The organism is Citrobacter sp. Cb031 (assembly GCF_030336725.1).
GTDB classification, from domain to species: Bacteria; Pseudomonadota; Gammaproteobacteria; order Enterobacterales; family Enterobacteriaceae; genus Citrobacter; species Citrobacter braakii.
Genome location: NZ_JAOWDA010000035.1, coordinates 407,716 through 428,736 on the forward strand (window position 1 = coordinate 407,716; position 21,021 = coordinate 428,736).

At 54.1% G+C, this 21,021-nt stretch carries 9 protein-coding genes and 1 other RNA gene; 3 read left to right on the forward strand and 7 right to left on the reverse strand.

Annotation, left to right across the window (positions count from 1 at the left end):
• Positions 1 to 79 precede the first annotated feature (79 nt).
• Positions 80 to 1,513 (forward strand): EAL domain-containing protein, encoded by a 1,434-nt coding sequence (locus OGV93_RS23640; RefSeq protein WP_287110257.1) that lies wholly within the window; start codon positions 80 to 82, stop codon positions 1,511 to 1,513.
• Between the two features lie 58 nt (positions 1,514 to 1,571).
• Here the strand turns inward: OGV93_RS23640 and OGV93_RS23645 are convergent, their stop codons facing one another.
• Positions 1,572 to 1,928 (reverse strand): KPN_00521 family repetitive protein, encoded by a 357-nt coding sequence (locus tag OGV93_RS23645; RefSeq protein WP_016157245.1) that lies wholly within the window; start codon positions 1,926 to 1,928, stop codon positions 1,572 to 1,574.
• Positions 1,929 to 2,384: 456 nt separating this feature from the next.
• On the opposite strand from OGV93_RS23645, the gene OGV93_RS23650 reads away from it, so the two are divergent.
• Positions 2,385 to 3,074 (forward strand): helix-turn-helix transcriptional regulator, encoded by a 690-nt coding sequence (locus OGV93_RS23650; RefSeq protein WP_075847593.1) that lies wholly within the window; start codon positions 2,385 to 2,387, stop codon positions 3,072 to 3,074.
• 70 nt (positions 3,075 to 3,144) lie between these two features.
• Positions 3,145 to 3,891: an SDR family NAD(P)-dependent oxidoreductase gene (locus tag OGV93_RS23655; RefSeq protein ID WP_169329906.1), complete on the forward strand. Its 747-nt coding sequence runs from the start codon at positions 3,145 to 3,147 to the stop codon at positions 3,889 to 3,891.
• 190 nt (positions 3,892 to 4,081) lie between these two features.
• Here OGV93_RS23655 and OGV93_RS23660 read toward each other — a convergent pair whose 3' ends face one another.
• From OGV93_RS23660 to OGV93_RS23685, 6 genes are all read right to left on the reverse strand, one after another.
• Positions 4,082 to 4,264: a hypothetical protein gene (locus tag OGV93_RS23660; RefSeq protein ID WP_047414852.1), complete on the reverse strand. Its 183-nt coding sequence runs from the start codon at positions 4,262 to 4,264 to the stop codon at positions 4,082 to 4,084.
• A gap of 190 nt (positions 4,265 to 4,454) precedes the next feature.
• Positions 4,455 to 4,818: a transfer-messenger RNA gene (gene ssrA, locus OGV93_RS23665) on the reverse strand.
• 72 nt (positions 4,819 to 4,890) lie between these two features.
• Positions 4,891 to 6,054, reverse strand: coding sequence for a beta-barrel domain-containing protein (locus OGV93_RS23670; RefSeq protein ID WP_085951071.1), 1,164 nt, complete (start codon positions 6,052 to 6,054; stop codon positions 4,891 to 4,893).
• Positions 6,055 to 6,061: 7 nt separating this feature from the next.
• Positions 6,062 to 8,248 (reverse strand): type I secretion system permease/ATPase, encoded by a 2,187-nt coding sequence (locus tag OGV93_RS23675; protein WP_200083956.1) that lies wholly within the window; start codon positions 8,246 to 8,248, stop codon positions 6,062 to 6,064.
• Positions 8,245 to 9,654, reverse strand: coding sequence for a TolC family outer membrane protein (locus OGV93_RS23680; protein ID WP_200083957.1), 1,410 nt, complete (start codon positions 9,652 to 9,654; stop codon positions 8,245 to 8,247). The genes OGV93_RS23675 and OGV93_RS23680 overlap by 4 nt, the downstream gene beginning before the upstream one ends.
• A 100-nt stretch (positions 9,655 to 9,754) precedes the next feature.
• Positions 9,755 to 21,013, reverse strand: a complete 11,259-nt coding sequence (locus tag OGV93_RS23685; protein ID WP_287110260.1) for a BapA/Bap/LapF family large adhesin — start codon at positions 21,011 to 21,013, stop codon at positions 9,755 to 9,757.
• Positions 21,014 to 21,021: the final 8 nt, after the last annotated feature.

The window sequence follows — 21,021 nt, forward strand, 5'->3', positions numbered from 1 at the left end:
TGTCAGTCTGGCCATTTCCTCCTGAAATAATCTCAAAAAGCGTCCTTCGGGGCGCTCTGTTCAACAACACGAGTTAATCATGTCTGTAACCAAGAAAATCACACCCATCATGCTGGTGTTGCTTTTTCTTCTGGCCGGTGTGCTGACGTCATGGCAGCAATGGGATAGAGAGGGACAACTTGTCAGAGAACACGCGATAAATAGCCTGGTCGAAGAAATCGATACGATATTTGACGACGTAAATACACTGGCTGTGTTAGCCAGCGCACATATACAAGAGAATTGCACTGACGATCTGCTACGAAAATTGCGTCTTCTTACGGCGTCTGGCGAGAAGATTCGTTCAGTCAGTATCATCAGGAACGGTGAGTGGAACTGCTCTTCTCTTGAAGGTCGAGAGTCGCCGGGGATTATTTCCAATGGAACGACTACACACTCACTGATGATTGAACAGATTTATCGGCTGAACACGGAGATGTATATAATCTATTTTCCGTTTCAGGGGCAGGTGGTGGCTGTTGCAGTATATAAAGCGGCGATCGATAAAATTCTTATGGATTTTGCCCGTAAAGAAAAAATTGATGTGCATTTTTTATTGTATCCAGAAAAACATCCTTTCGTGCAGATGGCCTCGCAAAACTATCCTTTCTGGATTGTGACGAATTCACAGGATGGCATTGCGGATTATGTGCGGGATAATCATTATCTTCTTATTTTATTTGTGGTTCTGTCTTTGCTGTTATATTTCCACTTACGCCGGGCGCAGCGGATATCACCGATAAAAATACTGCAGCGTGCGATTAATAATGATGAATTTATTCCGTTTTATCAGCCCGTCGTTGAACTCGCTTGCGGAAAAATCGTCGGGGCTGAAGTGCTTGTTCGCTGGAATCACCCTGAGCAGGGAATTATTCCCCCTAACGAATTTATCCACACGGCTGAACATAGCGGCTTGATCAATGCGCTGACGCTAAAATTGTTGACGCAGGTAGAGGTTGATATGCGGTGCCTTAGGGCTCAGAGTGATATACCATTTCATATCGGTATTAACGTTCCTCCACTTTCACTGGAGGATCATGAATTTACCGATGCCACTATCGCCTTTATTCAGCGGATGAACTTGTTTCATATTGGCGTAATGCTGGAAATCACCGAACGGCAGCAGAATCTGATCCGTGAAAGTGTTCTGAGGCGCTTGAAAGAGGCAGGCGCTGCGCTAGCCCTGGATGATTTTGGGACCGGATATTCTAACTATGCTGCGCTGCAACGCATTTCGCCGCGGTTCTTGAAAGTTGATAAGATGTTTATCGACTCACTGGGTAAAGGCGGCGTGAGTGATACTATCATCAGCAATATTGTTCACCTGTCTGAACTGGCCAGGATCCCACTGGTGGCGGAAGGAATAGAAAGTGAAGAACAGATGGAGAGGCTGCGACGGATTAACGTTAGCTTTGGGCAGGGGTATCTGTTCAGTAAACCAATACCCTTTAATGCGTTTCTACGTTTATTATAAGGATTGCTAATAATAAAAAACCGCGAAAGCGGCTTTTTATTATTGAATGGCTGGAAGATTACTCACTGACTTTTTTCTCAACGGAGGCAGCACCTTCTTTGGTCTTATTCCAGCCTTTCTCGGTACCTTCTTTTGTTGCATTCCAACCTTTTTCAGTACCTTCTTTGGTTGTATTCCAGGCTTTTTGTGAGCCTTCACTCACTTTACTGCTCAGGTCATCTTGTTTACCTTCTGCAGCATGTTTTGCTTTTAACTGTTGCTCTTCGCCCTGATTCTGCGCCTGATGCAGTTTTTCTTTTGCGGTATTAGCATTTTCGTGTGCGGCGGCTACATCATTATCAGTTGCGTGTGTCGTCGCGGCAATAACGGGAGAAGCCAGCAGAATTGCAGATAATGCGATAATTGTCTTTTTCATAATATCCTCGCTTAGCGTTATAAGTTATTAGCGTGATTAAGCATGGCACACGAACGAAGCGCTGGCTTTAGGAAAAAACTGTAAGTGCTGATAACGGTATTTATCCATTTTGTGCAGCTGGGAGCGATCAATACGGTAATTTTGTGGTGGGGCAAAAAGACGCATTCAGTGTTAGGTTAAATAATAAGTGGTTGTCGTTATTAAGCATGGACATATTAAGTATGTGTAAGTCTCCCTGCAAAACGAACCATCAACTTTTAGAGAGTCTCTGGCATACAGCGGACAGGCTAACTGGGCTAAAGGTCTTCTATGAGGTGTGAGTTCAACGGGTTGATGCAACGCTATCCTTAATCCAGGGGGAAGTTCAACTTAAGCGTGTACGCTTACTTTGTACTAAGATGCTTATCCAACAGATGCTTTAAGATTTTGTCTCAGAATCAAGATGGATTTATCAACATGACCAGAACAGAAAGGCTTCTCGAACTACTACAGATATTAAGGGCGCAAAGATATCCGATCACTGCATCCACACTCTCTGAAAGATTAGGAATAAGTGTGCGCTCCCTTTACAGAGATATAAAAACGCTACAGCATCAAGGCGTGTGCATTGAAGGTGGTGCTGGAATTGGTTATATCATTAAGTCTGACTTTCATTTGCCACCCTTAAACCTTTCTCATGAAGAAATCAATGCTATTACGCTTGGGTTAAATTGGGTATCTCATAATACGGATTATGATTTTAAAAATACCGCAAGGAATGCACTTGCCAAAATCCACGCTGTCATTCCCGGTGAATTAAAAAATCTTATTGAGAGTCAATCTTATCTGATCGGCCCTTCAGAAAATAATGAGGTTTTTTTTGAAGACATCCGCAATGCTATTAAAAAGCGCAAGAGAATCCAAATAAAGTATTGTGACAAGAAAGATACTTACTCTTCTCGAGTCATATGGCCCATCGGATTGGTATATATGGAGTCATGCTGGCTTTTGGTTGCATGGTGTGAGATGAGAAATGATTTTCGTCATTTTAGAACTGACAAAATTGAAGAAATAGTACAACTGGGTTCCATATATAGTGAAAGCAGGACAGTTTTATTGAAAAAATGGAGAATAAAAGAAGGAATCTGCGAGGAGAAAGAATACTGACAAAAACTGTCACAGCTAATTTGTATACTAACCCAGATGAAAGACTCAATTCGACTTCATAGGGTGAATTATGAATTTCCAGAATAAAGTTGCTGTCATAACAGGAAGTACTGCAGGTATAGGTGAGGCAGTCGCAGAGCAATTACACAAACATGGAGCTAAGGTCGTTATTGTCTCCCGCTCGTCAGAGCAGGCTAAACAAAAAGCGAAACGATTATCTTCACAGGGAAAACAAGCGCTGGGGATCGGATGTGATGTGTCACAGCCCGAACAAGTACGGCAAATGATAGATGAAGTTATCAAAAATTTCGGCAGACTTGATTGTGCTGTAAATAACGCAGGCTTAACAGGTGAACATGGTAAAAACATAACCGAGCAGACGGTTGAAAACTGGGATAAGGTCATTGCCACCTCATTGAGCGGCGTTTTTTACTGCCTAAAATATGAAATACCTGAGATGATGAAATTTGGTGGCTCTATAGTTAATTTATCTGCAGTAAATGGTCTGGTTGGCATTCCTGGATTAGCACCTTACACCGTGGCTAAGCATGGTATAATCGGTTTAACCAAAACCGCAGCGCTAGAGTTTGCATGTCAAGGCATTCGAATCAATGCAGTCGCTCCGGGCTATGTCCAAACCCCACGAATGAGTGAATTTCCAGAAAATATCGTACGTAGTTTCGCAAATAGCCACCCTATGAAAAGGATGGCAAAAATGCAAGAAATAGCAGACTTCATTCTGTTTTTGCTGTCAGACAATTCAGGGTTCTGTACCGGAGGAGTATATCCAATCGATGGTGGTTATTTAGCAGAGTAAAATTCCTCTAAAGCGTCAGAATATAGAGTTAACTCTTGTGTTGTAGGGCTAGTGATAACAATATTTCCAGTCTGGATTAACAAGAGTATAGATGAGCGGCTCTCCATTGGTCCATTCATCATGCTATTAATAACTTCCGCTGCTGGCACGTAGTGGCCGGTCCGTTACGTGAGGGTCACCTCGGAGATTGTCACGCTGATTCTGCCAGTTGTCGCTGCAGGACCTGCAGGCTGGTTCCCTCCCAAGCTGCAGCCGAGCCGACCACATACAGGTTTTTCTTGGCGCGTGAGACGGCTACATTGATTATGTTTGGCAGATTCGATTTCTTTAACGGATAGAGGTTTGGTTTGTCTTGCCATTGTCGGGTTTCCATAGTTTTAGGCACCTCAAAAACAATAAAGCTTTATGAGGTGCCTAACAAGGTGCCTAAAAGGTTCGGATTTAATGAGTTCTCTTCGGACTTCGCGGGACAAATTGAGGGCACAAAAAAGCCCGCAGGGCTTGCGCCGTGCGGGCTCTTAGGACTTCATCGGATGACTCTGGTAATCACCGATGGAGAATTTTGGTGGAGCTGGCGGGAGTTGAACCCGCGTCCGAAATTCCTACATCCTCGGTACTACATGCTTAGTCAGTCTTTACATTCGCCTGGCACCTGCGGACAGACACGCCACTACCAGACTAGCCTGATTAGATTTAACGCTTCAACCCCAGGCAGGGCCTCCACGCGATCTCTTTTGGGTTTGACCTCTCTTTGATCCCCGTCTTAAGAGCGGAAGCTAGGGAGAGAGGGCTCAGAGCAGGTTATTAAGCTGCTAAAGCGTAGTTTTCGTCGTTTGCGACTATTTTTTTGCGGCTTTTTACGAGGCCAACCGCCCCTCGGCATGCACCTTGGGTTTCGCGAATCCCGTCGAATCCAGAATCAGCCCCAATGTGTTAGAGCAAGTATAACAGACTTGTGACACGCGTGACCAGCCCCCGCAACCCCTAATCCTCAAGGATTTACCGCTCGCGCAGCGCTTCTTTTGCGCGATTAAACGGTTTGATTAAATAGTCGACGATGGTTTTTTCACCTGTTTTTATATCCACTGTGGCAATCATTCCCGGTACGATGGAGAAATGGCGTCCCAGTTTGTTCTGTAAGAAGTCCTGATGGGTGCGGATAAACACGCGGTAGTAGAATATTTCCGGTTTTACTTTGTCTTGAATAGTGTCCGGGGAAATAGTTTCGACTACGCCTTCCAGACCGCCGTAAATCGCGTAGTCATAAGCGGTTATCTTCACCAGCGCCCGCTGGCCGGGGTGGATGAACGCGATATCGCGCGGAGACAGGCGGGTTTCAATCAGCAGATGATCGTCCAGCGGTACAATCTCCATCATCTCGCCATTGGGCGGGATAACGCCGCCAATGGTAGTGACCTGGATGTTTTTCACAATACCGCGCATCGGCGCACGCACGGTCAGGCGGGTGACGGAATCCTCGCGTCCTTTCAAAATAGCCGCCAGCATATCCACTTCGGCATTGGCTTTTGACAGCGCTTCCCGCGCCTGCACGAAGTATTGTGAGCGCAGATCGGTGATTTTTAATCCCAAATCGCTTTTTTGTCGTTGCAGGCGCAGCACTTCAACGTGGCTGGCGGCACCACTTTTTTCCAGCCGTTGGGTTATGGCCAGCTCTTTATTTACCGAGACCAGCGCATCCTGCAGTTCTGCCATAGAATCAGCGAGCTGCGCGCGGCGGCTTTTATACAAGCGCGTTTCGGAGGCGATGAGATCCGGCCAGGCGCGTAGTGAAGCGGGAAAAACGAGCGGCAGATCGTTAACTTCGGCATTGAGCCTTGCGCTGGAAGCCAGTGAGGCGCGATAGCGGGCGGCGCTCTCCCCAACGTTGGACTCAGAGCGAGTGGGGTCGAGGCGCGCGACAATCTGATTAGCCTGTACTTTATCTCCTTCGCGTACCGTGAGCTCGGCGAGAATGCCGCCATCCAGCGACTGCAAAACCTGCTCGCGCGAGCTGGGGATTACCTTCCCGCTGCCGGTCGAGACTTCATCCAGCTTGCCGAAATACGCCCAGATACCCAGGACGGCAAACAGCAGCGTGCTGAGCAGAATAATGCGGCTGGCCCCGGAAAAACGGTGCTCGCGGCGGATATCGAGGTCGTCCATGGCAGCGTCATGCGGATTGGTTTTCATTTTTCCACTCCCGACCGTGAGTAGGGGCTGGTGCCCGGCTCGCATTCAGCGCCTGCGCTTTCGGGGCATCCATGACCAGTTGACCTTCTTTTAACACCACTACGCGCTCGACCAGCTCCAGAACCGGTACGCGATGGGTGGCGACAATCAATGTTCGGTTGCCCAGCCACTGGTTCAGGCGCTGAATAAACTCTCGTTCGGTATGTTCATCCAGCGAGGCGCTGGGTTCGTCGAGCAGCACGATATTGGGCGATCGCAGCAGCATTCTTGCCAGCAGGATCGACTGCCGTTGTCCACCGGACAGACCGTTGCCGCCCTCCATAATGGGGTGCGCCAGCCCTTTGGCGAGTTGTTTAACAAAAGCCGCCGCGCCGCTGACCTCCAGCGCTTCGAAGATCTGCGCGTCGCGGGCATGCGGTGCGCCGAGGGTCAGGTTCTCGCGCAGGGTGCCAAAAAACAGCCGCGCATTCTGACTGAGAAAACCGATATTGCGGCGTAAATCGGCCATATCGATCTGCGCCAGACTCAGGTTATCGAGTCGGACATCGCCCTGGATAATCTCCACGCCGCCCGCCATGGCCTGCAGCAGTGTTGATTTCCCGGCGCCGTTACGCCCGAGGATCGCCACCCGTTCGCCGGGCATGACCTCCAGACGTGAGATGCGCAGCGGAACGCGTTGATCGTCGCTGTGGTAGCGAAAGTGCGCGTTTTCAAACAGATAATGGCCGTGAAAAATCTCCTGATGCACCCGGTCTTCATCGTACTGCGTTTCGGTGGGAAGCTGCATGATGCTGTCTAACCCCATCTTCGCCGCCTTGACCTGCTGCCAGCGGGCCAGCACGCCGCACAGGTTCGCCATCGGGGCAATCATTCTGGAACCGAGCATCGACGCGGCTACCACGGCCCCGGTGGTCATTGTGCCTTCAATGACCATCGGCGCGCCGAACATAATGATGGCGGCGTAGACCAGGCTTTGTACCGACATGCCCCAGCCAATCAGCCCCTGAGTCAGCTTGCGCGTGCGCAGTCCGGACTCTCCGGTAATACGGATGTAGCTGTTCCACTGTTGTAAAAAGCGGTTTTCCGCCTGCATCAGCTTGATATCTTCCAGCCCCTGAACGCTCTCGACCAGCACCGCGTTGCGCAGGGTGGATTCATGCGCTGCCTGGTTGGCGAGCACCGCCAGTTTCTTCTGTAACAGCAAACCAGGCAGGATCATCAGCAGGGCCGCGACGGGGGCTATCCACGCCAAGGGCGGGGCGATAAAGGCCAGCACCACGATAAACAAAAAGAAAAACGGTAGATCGACAATCGTCGACAGGGTCGAGGAGGTGATCATCTCGCGAACCTGTTCCAGCTCGCGCAGTTGAGAAATAAAGCTCCCCGTCGAGCGGGGGACGGCACTGTTGCGCAGTCGCAATGCGTGGCTGAACACGCGATCGGAAATGCGCATATCGGCGCGTTTGCCGAGCAGGTCCATTATGTGCGTACGCGCTTCGCGCAGCAAAAAGCCAAACAGCACCGCCACCAGAACGCCGGTGGAGAGAACATACAGCGTTGGATAAGACTGGGCGGGGATCACCCGATCATAGACCTGCATCGAAAAGATAATCCCGGCGAGCGACAGGACGTTAATCAGAAAGGCGGCAATCATGACCGGCAGGTAAGGGCGGATGTCCTGTAACACCAGTTCGCGCATCCAGTCGGGCTTGAAGCGCGAAATATAGCGGTCTACCCGACTGTCCTTCAGCGCCGACAGCGGGCGCAGCGCGGTAATGCTCACGATCTCCGGCAGAAGTTCTGCAACTGTGAGTCGGTTACGCTGGCCCTCTTCGGCGATGATAAAAACATCCAACGCATCTTCACCGTTGAAATGTTCTATCACCATCAGTTGGCCGTCGCGCAGTTCCGCCACCACCGGCAGACGCCACTGGCCGAACGCCTGCGTGGCGGTATCCAGCGCATGAAATGACAGCCCCGCCTGACGCGCCAGCTGCGACAGGGCCATAGCTCGGCTTTTTCCCGCAAACCACGGGGCGTTGGCCTGGATTGCGCCGGGCGAACAGGTAACGCGATAGTGGCTGGCAATATGCGTCATCGCCTGCGCCCACTGGCTCAGGGCGTGTTCGCCAATCGCATCTTCCGCATGTGTATCGACGTCGCTCATAGCTTTATCTCCACCGATTGAATACTGCGGTTATTTAAGGCGAACGCCTGGCGAAGCGAGCCGGTGTTATAGAGGCAGTTCAACTGGAGTTGGCGCAGCTGGTTTTGAGTCTGGAGTTCAGCAATACGGGCCTGATATACCTCCTGCTCGGCGTTAAGCACGTCGAGCAGTGGGCGTGACCCGAGGTCCAGATACTGCTGTTGATAAAGCTCGCGCGTTTGTTCACTCAGCCGTTGCTGGCGACGCAGGATCTGCAGGGCAGTAGCGAGGCTCATCGCCTGGCTGCGGGATTCCAGTAATTTCTGCCGCACTTCAAGTCGGGTACGCTGGATGGAGTACTGTGCAGACTCTACCGCGTGACTGGCGGCGTTGCGTCTGGCGGTGAGTCCGCCCCCCTGATACAGCGGCATCTCGACTTTTACCCACGTGGAGTACTGGGTTTTGTCGAGCACCTCATGGCTGGGGTATTTGTCGTTGAGATAGTGCTGAACCGACGGCTCGAGGGAGATAGTGGGCGTCATCTGCGCGTTGGCGTAATCGAGATTTGCCTGGGCCACATTCGCCTGCGCCCATGCCGCCAGCACCGCGGGAACCAGCTTATCGTCCGGTTTGACCACATCACAACTGCTGTCCAGTTTGACCGGAAATTCGTTGCTGATGCCGTTAAGCGAGTTCCAGCCGAGGAAGCTCATCAGCGTTGCCTTGCTGCTGTCGAGATTAGCCTGATACTGCGCCAACTGAGAACGTGCAGACTCGATACGCGCATCGGTTTGCACCACGTCGGATAGCGAGGTTGCCCCTTCATCATTGCGTTGACGGGTCAGCCGACCAATACCGTTCAAGGCGCTGAGCTGCTCTTCGGCGGCGTCCACCATTTGCTGCCACGTCTGCACCTGGACTATCGCGTTGGCGGTTGCGTGGGCGATGGTATCAATACTGAGTAACACATTCGCCTGCTGTTGTGCGGATCCGGCGGTTTCAGCGCGGACCTGGCTTGCCACTTTGCCGAAGTCGTACAGCATTTGCGACACTGAAATAACCAGGGCCGGGCTAAAGCCGTGATCGGTATAAGTATTGCTGTAACCGTTGTTCATCCCGGCAGAAACCTGCGGGTAATATTTTGATTTCGCCACGTCGATCTGCTCATTTTGTGAGAGCAGTTTGCCGATGGATTCACGAATAGAAGGATGCCAGCTCACGGCGCGACTCACTGCGTCGTTGAGCGTCAGGCTGCCGGGGGCGGCGGCGCTCAGCGGCAGATCGGCAACCGCGCCGTCCAGCGAGGGCAGCATCTGGCTGGTGGCCAGGCCTTCCGGCGTAATAATTTGCGGTTCATCTTCGGCATTCACCCGCAGGGTACAGAGCGTTAATGCCAGCAGTAAGGCAACAGGCGCGACATTTCTCATAGTTTATCCCTTACAAAATACGGCAGCGACGACTGTTATTGCCCCGGACGTCATGGCATCCGGGGCTGTAGTTATGGCGCTTTAACGTTATGCGTTAGCTTCAGGGCACAATGTGATTTTGTTGCACCAGCTCATCGAGCGTGGTGTGTACGTTCTCCAGCGTTATGAGATTGGTTGAGTGATAAGTGTTGCCCGTACCGTCGCGGTCGATAGCAATCACCGTGTTGTTACCGCTGGTGGTCACGGTGAGGTAGTTGCCGAGCGTAGCGTTCTGCCCGTTCCAGCCCACCAGCAGGTCGCCGATATCGATTTTGTCACCCTGGGCCAGCGAGAAGTTGGTCCAGGTATCGGTAGGTCCAACGCCAACATTGCCAACGTTACCACCGGTAGCATCGTTGGCGTTGAGCAGGTGATAAATCAGCGTATCGCCGTAGACACTGCCGGTAAAACGATCGGCATCCACGGTGCTTACAACCTGCGGATTCATGTTGATGGTCAACGTAGCGGTATCGGTATGCCCATTCTGATCGTTTAGGGTGTAAGTAAATGTCTCTTTGGTGAGGATGGTGGAAAGTGAGACATCGCTGTTGAGGGCGTAGGTGTAATGACCATCAATGCCAATGGTCAGTTTGCCGTACAACCCGTTAATGATGGCGCTGGTCGTGCTGCTCAGCGGATCCAGCGTGGCGGTGCTACCACCCGTGCCGTTCACCGTCAGCAAGGTATGCACGCTGGCAATATGGTCCCCATCATAAATGTTGCCGGCGACGCTGTTTGCCGCGGACGTTTCGACGTTCTGCAGGTCGATTATCGTGCCTTTCACGCTAGGGGTGATGGTGATATTCCCCAGCCCTAAAGCCCCGACGCTGCCGGTGTAGTCGAGTCGATAGTTACCGGGGTGCAACATGATCCCCAGGGCAATATCGATATTGCCGCCAATGAGCAATCCACCGTTGAATGAGTTACTGGCAACCTTAACGTTGTTGCTGTCATACAGCGCCCAGGTGACGGTCAGTCCGCCCAGCGTCAGACCTGAAGCAACGTTAAAATGCAGTATGGCGTTTTGCACCGCCGTTCCCGTCGCGACCTCAATGACGCCAGTGCCATTTTGTGAGGTGGGAGAAAGGAGTTGGGCGTTCCAACTGGCGTTCCCGACGCTGTTGTCAGCAAACAATCTGGAGGTGTCCGCCTGCGTGGTGACTGCCATCGTGCTACTGATGTCATTTACGGCGTCCAGCGGCTGCGGCGTTGGTTTGATATTCAGCGAGGCGCTGCCGGTATCGCCGTTTGGTGCTCTGACCTTATACACGAAGCTGTCCGGGGTGTTGATACCGTCTGCACCCAGTCCGCTTCTTAGCGTGTAGGTGTAGTTCCCCTTCGCATCGATAGTCAGCGTGCCGTACTGCCCATTAATAGTGGTAGTGCCCGTCCCGTTTACGGCGATACCGTTTACTTCGGTGATAACGGTATTGGCCGGAGCCGAGTCGTTGACCAGCAGATTGCCATTGGTTGTCGCACTCATGCTGTCGACGGCGTAGGTGTGATCGGCCTGAATATTCAGGGTATAGCTGGTCAGCAGCGTCAGGCCGCCGGAAGCGTTAAGCAGGAACAGATAATCGCCACCCGGTAGCGTAATGGTATACGCTGACGAACTTCCGCCCAGTAGGGCGGTGACCCAGTTTGGCTGTACCCGGTACTGCTCATACTGCTGAATTGACTCGTTGAAGCGATAAACATAGAGATCGAAGCCGCCAAGCGTCACGCCGAGAACATTAGCCTGTACGGTCAGCGTGCGGGTTGCGCCATCGTCAACGTTAAACTTAATCGGGTCAGTCAGACCGTTGACCAGACTGACGTCTAGCACATTGCCGAGTCCGACGCTGGCGAGCGTGAAGCCGGTTTGTTGTGAAGGCAAGTGGTCAACCGCGATGACTTGCGTTCCGTAAGTCAGCACTGCTGCATCGTCTGCCGCGGTTACCGTGCTGGTGGTTGGAGTCTGACCGAGCGTTACCACCAGTTTTGCCGAGGAGTGATCGCTGCCATGCGTCAGCGTGTAGGTGAAGCTTTCGGAGCGCCCATACACCGAGATTGACGTATTGGTCAGGGTATAGGTGTAGCTACCGTTCTGATTGATATGCAGGATGCCGTATTTCCCCTGCACATCAATGCCGCCCGCCGGGATATTCACGACGTTGCCGTTACCGTCGGTGATGGAGGTGACCAACGTGCCGGAAGGCGCATTATCCTGCCCGTTGGCGGGATCGGTATCCGTAATGATGTTCCCGGATTCCGTGGTACCGCCGATGATGGTCCCTGCGCTGGCTTTCACCACCGAGACATCAAGGCTGGTGTATGCGCCGGTCGCCAGCAGGTTGGTGTTGTAGCTGACCACGCGGTAATCACCACCAGTCAGCCCGCTGTAATTGAGCGTTACGCCCGAGGCACCCAGGGTGAGCAGGCTGGCGAAGTCTGGTTTCCCGGTATCCACCACCGTTACCCAGGCATTCAGCCCGGTGTCAAAGCGCTGGATAACGACTTCAAGCGTGTTTAACAGCGACAGCACCACGCCGGTCGCGGCGGCATTGATCGTAATGGACCCACTGCCGCCAGAAGCGATGCTGAAATTAACGCTTGCCGTATCGTTCCCCAGCACGTTGGCGACATTCCCCAACGCATTAACCAGCAGGAAACCATAATCGCTTTGATGCTCGGTGCTGACGATAACATCGGTTTGCAGCGGCAGACTGGTGACGTTGTCTTCAGCCAGCAGTGGCAATACCGGTGCGATAGCGCTTGTCGGCGATGAGGTATTGCCCGCCGCATCGGTCGCCGTGGCGGACAGCGACTGGCCTTCAATTTGGCGAACCGGCAGGTTGACGCTGTAGACACCGCTGCTGTTGGCGATTGCCGTCACGCTGGTGCCGCCGGGCAAGGAGATAGTGACCGTGCTTCCCGCTTCGGCGACGCCGCTGACGGTGCCGCCATCGGCGCTGATCAGTATCGTTGGCGCGGTCGGTGGCGTGGTGTCCACAATCACGCTGAACGAACTGGACAACCCGCTTGCGCCGTTGGCGTTTGTTGCAGTGGCGGTAAACGCGTGGTTACCTTCGCTGAGCACCCCGGATGGGGTAAAGCTCCAGATCCCGTTACTGTCTGCGGTCGTGGTGCCCATTAGCACGCCGTTGTTGTACAGGCTGACGATGGCGTTAGCCTGCGCCGTTCCGTTGAGCGTTGGCAGCGTATCATTGGTGGTTTTGCCCGCCGCGACGGGCCCCGTGATCGTACCGACGTCATCGAGAACGGTGGCAATAACCGGCGCAGGCGGTACGCCAGTAAACGGTGCCAGAACGTTACCCGCCGTGCCGATGTTGCCTGCGGCATCCTGGGCGCTGACCTGCAGCGTTTGCCCACTGATTTGCGGTGGGTTCAGCGTGAAGGTGAAATTACCGGAGGCGTTGGCGGTTGCCGTGCCGAGCACCGTTCCACCGCTGGAGGTAATAATGACCGTGCTGTTTGGCTCGGCAACGCCGGTGAGCGTGGTACCGTTGGCGTTTACCGCCAGTCCTGTAGGAATGCCCGGGGCGACGGTATCGACCACGATCGCTGCCGCAGACGATATGCCACTGGTATTACCCGCACTGTCCGTTGCGGTGATGGTAAAGGAGTGGGTACCTTGTGCCAGCGCGGTGGTTGGGGTGTAACTCCAGTTGCCGCTGCCGTCCGCTGTCACGCTGATGATAAAGCTGCCGTTATCGTAAATATCGACCCGCGCGTTGGCTTCTGTGGTGCCGCTTAACGTTGGGCGTGCGTCGTTGGTTGGCTGATTAGCGCCAATCGCCCCGGTGTTCGGCCCGACGTCGTCAATAATGCTGCTGATTGAAGGCCGAGTCGGCGCCGTGGTGTCGACCACCACGCTAAAGCCTGCCGTCGCACTGCTGGTGTTGCCCGCCGCATCTGTTGCGGTGACGGTGAAGGTGTGCGATCCATTCGTCAGCGGCGTAGTTGGGGTAAACGACCAACTGTTATTACTTTGCACCAGCGCCGTACCCAGCAGGGTGCTTCCATCATAGATGCTGACGGTGCTGCCTGCCTCGGCGGTACCGTTCAGCGTCGGGCGCGCATCGTTGGTCAGTTGTCCGTTGTTGAGTGCCGCATTGAACACACCGCCTGCGATATCATCCACCACTGAGACCAGCAGCGGGGCGGATGGTGCAATGGTGTCGACATTAATAATAAACCCGCCGGAGGTGGGACTTACGTTTCCGGCCGCATCGGTGGCGATAGCGGTAAACACATGCTGACCGTTACCCAGCGCGGCAGGCAGATATTCCCAGGTGCCGTCTATCGCCGCAGTTACCGTTGCCAGCAGTGTGCCATTATCGTAGATGGCTACCCGGGCACCGGCTTCCGCCGAGCCGTTGAGTACGGGACGGGTGTCGTTGGTAAAGGCCCCGCTCGACAGCGTTCCGGTTCCCGGCTGCACGTCATCAAAAGCCTGGATAATCGTTGGTGCAAGCGGGGCGACGGTATCAACAACGATGTTAAATCCAGCGGACGTGGGGCTGACGTTTCCGGCAGCGTCGGTGGCTGTCACCGTCAGCGCGTGGTTACCGTTGCCAAGCTCGGTTCCTGGCGTGAAGCTCCAGGCGCCCGTGCCATCCGCTGAGGTAAAGCCGATAAACGATCCGTTATCGTAAACTCTTACCGTGGAATTGGCTTCAGCCGTGCCGCTAAGCGTCGGGAGTGGATCGTTCGTGGCCTGACCGTTGTTCAGATTACCGATCAGCGGGCCGACATCATCTGCAACCTGAGTAATCGCTGGCGTACCAGGCAACACGGTATCCACGATAAGCGCGAAGCTATTGGATGGCTGGCTGGTATTACCGGCGCTGTCGGTGGCGGTGACGGTCAGCGTATGCGGACCGTTACTGAGTGCATCCGTTGGGGTTAAGCTCCAGGTGCCGTTTGCCCCAACGGTGGTAGTGCCGATGGGCTGACCATCGCTCAGGACGGTAATGGTCGCGCCAATTTCACCGGTGCCGCTCAGGGCCGGACGGGATTCATTCGTGGTCTGCCCGTTGGTTATCGGGCCTGTTGTCGGTGCGGTGCTGTCCTGAACTGAGCTGATGACCGGGATTGACGGGGCAACTGAGTCCAGCTCAATAGTAAACGATGATGATACTCCGCCGGAGTTACCTGCCTGATCGGTGGCAACGGTGGTGAATATATGTTGTCCCTGTCCCAGCGGTGCATCCGGTGTGAAGCGCCAGTTGCCTGACTCGTCCACCTGCGCTGTACCGATGGCGACGCCGTTATCACGGATCGTGATGATGGCGCCTATCTCGCCTTTGCCGTTCAGCGTAGGCTGCGCATCGTTCGTCAACTGTCCGTTGGTCAGCGCTGTATTGCCAGGCTGATCGTCAATTACGGAGGTAATGGTCGGTGCCGCTGGCGGCAGCGTGTCGACGACAACCACAAACGGTGGCGTTGCCGGGCTGATATTGCCCGCGGCATCTGTGACGGTGGCAGTCAGCGAGTGACTGCCTTCACCGAGGGCAGGCGCAGGCGTAAAGCTCCAGTTGCCGTTTTCATCGCTGATGGTTGTGCCGATGACCGCCCCGTTATCGCGGATAGTAACAATCGAATCCGCCTCGGTAACGCCAGCAAGCGTTGGAGTATTATCGTTGGTCAACTGCCCGGAGGTCAGGATTTGGGTTGTACCAACGTTGTCCGTGACTGTCACAATAGAGGGGGCATTCGGCACCAGGGTATCGACAATGATCTGGAAATCACCGGATGGATCTCCCTGGTTGCCTGCGGCATCTGTTGCGCGAGCGGTAAAGATATGGTCGCCTTCTCCCAGCGGAGCGGTCGGGGTAAAACTCCAGAATCCGTTGCTGTTTACCGTGGTAGTGGCATAAGCGATGCCATTATCGTAAAGGGTGATGGTTGCCCCCGCTTCGCCGGTTCCGTTAAACGTTGGGCGTGAATCGTTGGTAATTTGCCCTTTATCCAACGATCCGGTGCCGGGGGCAATATCGTCAATAATGCTGGTGATAGTTGGCACCTGCGGGGGCGTGGTGTCGATGGTGATTGCGTAGTTGGGCGACAGACCACTTGGGGTACCGTCCACCGTTTGTGAAACCGTGAAGTTATAGGTAATGCCGTTAGTCAGCGCAGTGGGTAGCTGATAACTCCATGCGCCAGACACGGCATCGGCGGTTACCGTGGCGATGAATGCGCCATTTTGATAGATAGTCACCGATGCCCCTGCAGTGGCGGTCCCTTGCAGCAGCGGTAAGGTGTCGTTGGTGGTTTTACCGTTGCCAATCACCCCCATGATGGGCGCGATGTCATCAACGATCTCAAGAGTCGGTGGATGCGGAACGCTGGAGGTAGCGGCGTTAAACGTTGTCGGATCGCTTTGATTTCCGGCGGTATCCTGAGCGATGGCGTTGAGCGCCTGACCGGTTGTTTGCGCTGGCGAAATAGTGACAGCAAAGTTACCAGAACCGTCTGCCACCCCCTGGCCGAGAATGGTGTTACCGCTGCGAATAATCACGGTGCTGCCGGCATCGGCCGTACCGCTTACCAGCGTCCCGTTAGGATCTACGCTGGTAACCGTAGGCGTTGCAGGCGGCAGGGTATCGACAATCACCGTCAGCGGGTTATCTGCAGCCAGTGAGTTACCTGCGGCATCCACTGCGCCGAACGTCAGTGTGTGAGTGACGTTCGGCGTGAGGGGAACATCCACACTCCAGGTGCCGTTAGCAGCAACCGTAGCCGTAGCAATTGCGACGGGATTATTGCCATCGAAAATTAACACTGTACTGCCCGGTGTGCCGGTCCCGCTAATGGTCGGGGTGGTATCGTCCGTGACGCTGCCACTGGTTAGCGAACCGGTAAAGATTCCAACGTTATCCTGGATATCCGTTACCTGCGGCAACGTCAGCTTCGTGTTGTTAACCGTAAACGAAATGCTGCTTGAATTGTCGCTGATGTTACCTGCCGGATCGGTTGCGGTGGCGCTTAACGTGTAGCTTCCGTTCGCCAGCGCAGTCCCTGGCGTAATACTCCAGGTTCCGCCAGCCACCGTTGTAGTACCGATCACCGTCCCCCCGTTATACAGGGTGATGGTATCCCCGTCTGTGCCAGTACCGCGAATGGTTGGCGTGGTGTCATCAGTTACGGCATCTGGCGCAAGGTCGCCCGTGGCGTCACCGACATTATCGTTGGCGGCGATGATCACCGGTGGTGCAGACGGCGTCGTGTCGATGTTCAGTGTTATGGCGTTAGATGGCAGGCTGACGTTGCCTGCTGGATCGGTTGCGGTGAGAGTTACCTGATAACTACCAGGAGCAACCGGTGCTGACGGAGTGAAGCTCCAGGTACCGTCTGCACCTACTGTTGCTGTTCCCTGCAATGGGGGAGTACCAGCAAGATAGAGGGTAATCAGATCCCCGACGTTCCCCGTGCCGCTAAAGGTTGGCGTGGTGTCATTGGTGTTGCCATTAGTGACCACACCCGTTACCGGAGCCACATCGTCGGTAATGATTGGCGCGGCTGGTTGTGCGGGAGGCGTATTGTCTACTGTCAGAGTAAAGCTTGCCGACGGGATCCCCGTGTTGCCTGCAACGTCAGTCGCCGTGGCGGTAAATTTATGCGGCCCGTCGGCGAGTGAGGTTGGGGTAAATGTCCAGGAGCCGTCTGGCTGTACGGTGACGGTGCCAATAGAACCGCCATTATCATAAATCGTAATCTTCGCGCCGGGCTCGCCGGTTCCGGAGAGTTCGGGATTCGAGCTCTTGGTACTGCTGCCGTTACTCAGCGTTTGTAGATTTGTCCCAATCAGACCTTCTGCAGAGCTGATAACCGGGGCAACTGGTGGGGTGGTATCAATCGTCAGCGTAAAGTTCCCGGCATTGCTGGCGTTGCCTGCAGCGTCCGTGGCGATAGCGGATAAATTGTGTGCGCCTTCACTGAGCGGTTGGCTGAGTTGAATACTCCAGGTGCCGGCGGGTAAAACCGTTGTGCTGCCAATTGGCGTGGAACCCTCATAGAGGGTGATTGTAGAACCGGCTATTCCGGTTCCTTTCAGCTCTGGTAAGGTATCGTTTGAACGGCTTCCGGAAGGCAGATCGATCGGCGCATTCCCAACGTCGTCGGTGGCAGCCAAAATGACAGGATCGCCTGGCGGTTGAGTATCTACGGTAACGCTGACCACTGTGGGTGAGGTGATGACATTACCGGCGGCATCGGTTGCCGATACCGTAAACTGATGAGTGCGATCGCTGAGCACCTGATTTCCCGGAACGGTATAGCTCCAGGTGCCCGAACTGTCGACAAGAATAACCGTCATCAACAGACTGCCATCGTACAGGCTCACCAGCGAACCGGGTTCACCGGTACCCGAGAGGGTTGGCGTGTTATCGTTGGTGACCCAACCGTTATTTGCAACGTTGCCCGTAATGCTGCCAACATCATCGTTAACCAACGTTATTACTGGAACGGTTGGGGCGATGCTATCGACAATAATTTTCCAACTGGCGGCGCTGCTGGTGTTGTTGGCAGCGTCTGTTGCTGTCACCGTAAATACGTGCGCGCCCTGGTTTAGTGCTGCGGTGGGCGTATAGTTCCAGTTACCGTTGTTATCAGCGGTAACGGTCGCAAGCAGGGTGCCATTATCATAAATTTTGACCCGCGAACCTGCTTCGGCGATGCCTTCAATTTTCGGTTTATCGTCGTTGGTTAACCCATTGTTATTGATGGGGCCAGTGAAATCGTCAACATCATCAGTAACGGCAATAATAACTGGCTGGTTTGGTGCAGTGATATCCGGAGCCAACGCGGAGGTAGGCTGACTCTCGTTATTGCTGCTGTCCGTTGCGGTGACGTTTACCGTTTCGCCGTTCTTTTGCGACGGCGCTATAGACACGGTGAAATTGCCGCCGCTGTCAGCCTGGCCTATGCCAATCGGGTTACCGTTGCTGTCTTTTACGGTAACGGTGCTTCCTGCTTCAGCATGTCCGCTTACAGAACCGCCGTCTCCGGCGACGGTGACGCCGGTCGGCGCATCAGGTGCCGTGGTGTCCGGTGCGGTGACAGAGGCGTTGTCGCCCTTGTTGCCTGCGGTGTCGGTCGCATTTGCCGTAAGGGTCTCGCCGTTGGTTTGCGGCGGAACCAGCGTTGCGGTGAAATCCCCATCCGTATCGGCAGTTGCCGTACCAATGATATTGCCATCTGGATCCAGAATATTGACCGTACTGTTGGGTTCGGCTTTGCCGGTGACCTGGTCGCCAGTGCCATTAACTAGCAGGTTTGTTGGGGGCTGTGGCGCGGTAATGTCTGGTGCAAGCGCCGTTTCTGGCAGGCTTGGGTTTCCTGCCGGATCGGTTGCGATGGCTTCAATGGTTTCGCCATTGGTCTGTGGTGGGTTAATGGTGATGGTAAATGAGCCGTCCGTTCCGGCGACGCCGCTGCCGATCTGAGTTCCGCCACTGCCGGTGATAACCACGGTATTACCTGGATCGGTCGTTCCGGTGACGACAGTCCCATCCGCAGATACGTTGAGATCATCAGGTGGCGACGGTGGCTGGGTGTCGATGCTGATATTGAACGCTGGTGACATGCCTCCTGTACCTGACTGGTTTGTCGCGGTGGCGGTGAAGGCGTATAAGCCGTCCTGCAAATTGGTGCTGGAGGTCCAGGTCCAGTTGCCGCTGGCATCAGCTAGCACGCTTATGACAAACGCCCCATTGTTATAAATGTTAACCGTGCTGTTGGCGTCTGCGGTACCTGAGAGCGTAGGCGTTTGGTCGTTGGTGGCCTGATTATTGCTCAATGGTCCGGTTGAGGGTGCAAAATCATCCATTATGCTGACGATAACGGGCACGCCCGGGTAGCCAGAGTTGGTGGCATTGAAAGAGGTATCTGGCCCGATGTTGCCTGCCTGGTCCTGAATTTTCGCGATCAGCGCTTCACCGTGCGTCTGTGAGGGCGAAATCGCGATGACGAAATTGCCGGTTTGACCGACCGTTGTTGAACCCAAAACCTGATTATTACTGCCGATGATAATGACCAGGCTTCCCGCCTCAGCGCTACCAGTTACCGTTGTACCTTCTGGATTAACGGAGGAAATGACTGCGGCTGCAGGCGGGGTGGTATCAACGGTGAATGTCGGTATGCGCGTTTCCGCGCTCACGTTACCCGCGGCGTCAGTTTGCGTCAGCGTCAGATTGTGAACACCATCGCTGAGCGGAATGTCCGGTGTAAATGTCCAGTTACCATTGCTATCTACAGTTTGCATACCAATCAGGATGCCATTGTCATAGATGTTGATGGTACTACCTACTTCGCCAGTGCCCTTGAGCGTCGGCGTGGCATCGTCGGTTACGCCGTTATTGGCGATAAGGCCGGTAATGGAACCGACATTGTCGGTTTCCTGAGTGACCACGGGGGCGTCGGGGGCAAGCGAATCGACAATAATTTCCCAACTGTCCGACATGCCACTGCTGCCCGTACCGTCTGAAGCGCTGACGGTAAACTGGTGCGTGCCGTCTGCCAGAGGAGAGGATGGCGTAAACGACCAGTTGCCGTTGGCATCGATTGTCACCTGGCCTATTTCGACGCCGTTATCAAAAATATGTAATGTGGCATTCGCGGGGCCGGTGCCCTGGAGTGTCGGCGTATTATCGTTGGTGGATTCCTGCTGATTGACAGGGCCAGTAATCAGGTCCTGGTTATCGATTATGCTGGTGATAACGGGGACGTCTGGCCTGTTAGGAGTTGTCGTTGGCGGTGTGCCGCCATCACCGTCACCGTCGCCATCACCGTCGCCATTACCGTTACCGTTACCTTCGCCGTTGCCACCGTTTCCATTGCCGCCGCTACCATTGCCGTTCCCGGCATTACCGTTTCCAGCGTTATTATCGCTCCCACCGCCGCCGCCGCCACCCGCAGCGAGGCCAATCCCGCCAGCGACAGCGATCCCGCCAAGAACCCACGGCCAGACGGCGCCGCCTTCATGACTGCCTTCGGCCGTCATCAGCGGTGTGAGATCGTCCAGGTGCTGGAAATGGAATGCTCCGTCAGTATCCTGAACCCACCACAGTGCGCCATTACTGTCCTCCAGAACAAGTTGGTTTTGCGCTTCGCCTTTTCCGAGGTAGAAATTTTTAATGGTGATGGTTTCACCTGAGCGGAGTGTGACAACCAGATCCTGATTAACGCGCGTGAGTTGACTCACCTCCTCACGCGACACAGACAGTTTCACGATAGAAGGTGAACTGAGCGTAACTTCAGAGGCTTCAACATTTGTGGAAACGCCAGTTAATTTTGATACAACGGCGAGTAGACGCATATGTTCAC

Excerpts from the sequence above, each read along its gene's own strand:
- OGV93_RS23640 (WP_287110257.1), top strand. The coding sequence starts at position 80 with ATGTCTGTAACCAAGAAAATCACACCCATCATGCTGGTGTTGCTTTTT.
- OGV93_RS23645 (WP_016157245.1), bottom strand. The coding sequence starts at position 1,928 with ATGAAAAAGACAATTATCGCATTATCTGCAATTCTGCTGGCTTCTCCC.
- OGV93_RS23650 (WP_075847593.1), top strand. The coding sequence starts at position 2,385 with ATGACCAGAACAGAAAGGCTTCTCGAACTACTACAGATATTAAGGGCG.
- OGV93_RS23655 (WP_169329906.1), top strand. The coding sequence starts at position 3,145 with ATGAATTTCCAGAATAAAGTTGCTGTCATAACAGGAAGTACTGCAGGT.
- OGV93_RS23660 (WP_047414852.1), bottom strand. The coding sequence starts at position 4,264 with ATGGAAACCCGACAATGGCAAGACAAACCAAACCTCTATCCGTTAAAG.
- OGV93_RS23670 (WP_085951071.1), bottom strand. The coding sequence starts at position 6,054 with ATGGACGACCTCGATATCCGCCGCGAGCACCGTTTTTCCGGGGCCAGC.
- OGV93_RS23675 (WP_200083956.1), bottom strand. The coding sequence starts at position 8,248 with ATGAGCGACGTCGATACACATGCGGAAGATGCGATTGGCGAACACGCC.
- OGV93_RS23680 (WP_200083957.1), bottom strand. The coding sequence starts at position 9,654 with ATGAGAAATGTCGCGCCTGTTGCCTTACTGCTGGCATTAACGCTCTGT.
- OGV93_RS23685 (WP_287110260.1), bottom strand. The coding sequence starts at position 21,013 with ATGCGTCTACTCGCCGTTGTATCAAAATTAACTGGCGTTTCCACAAAT.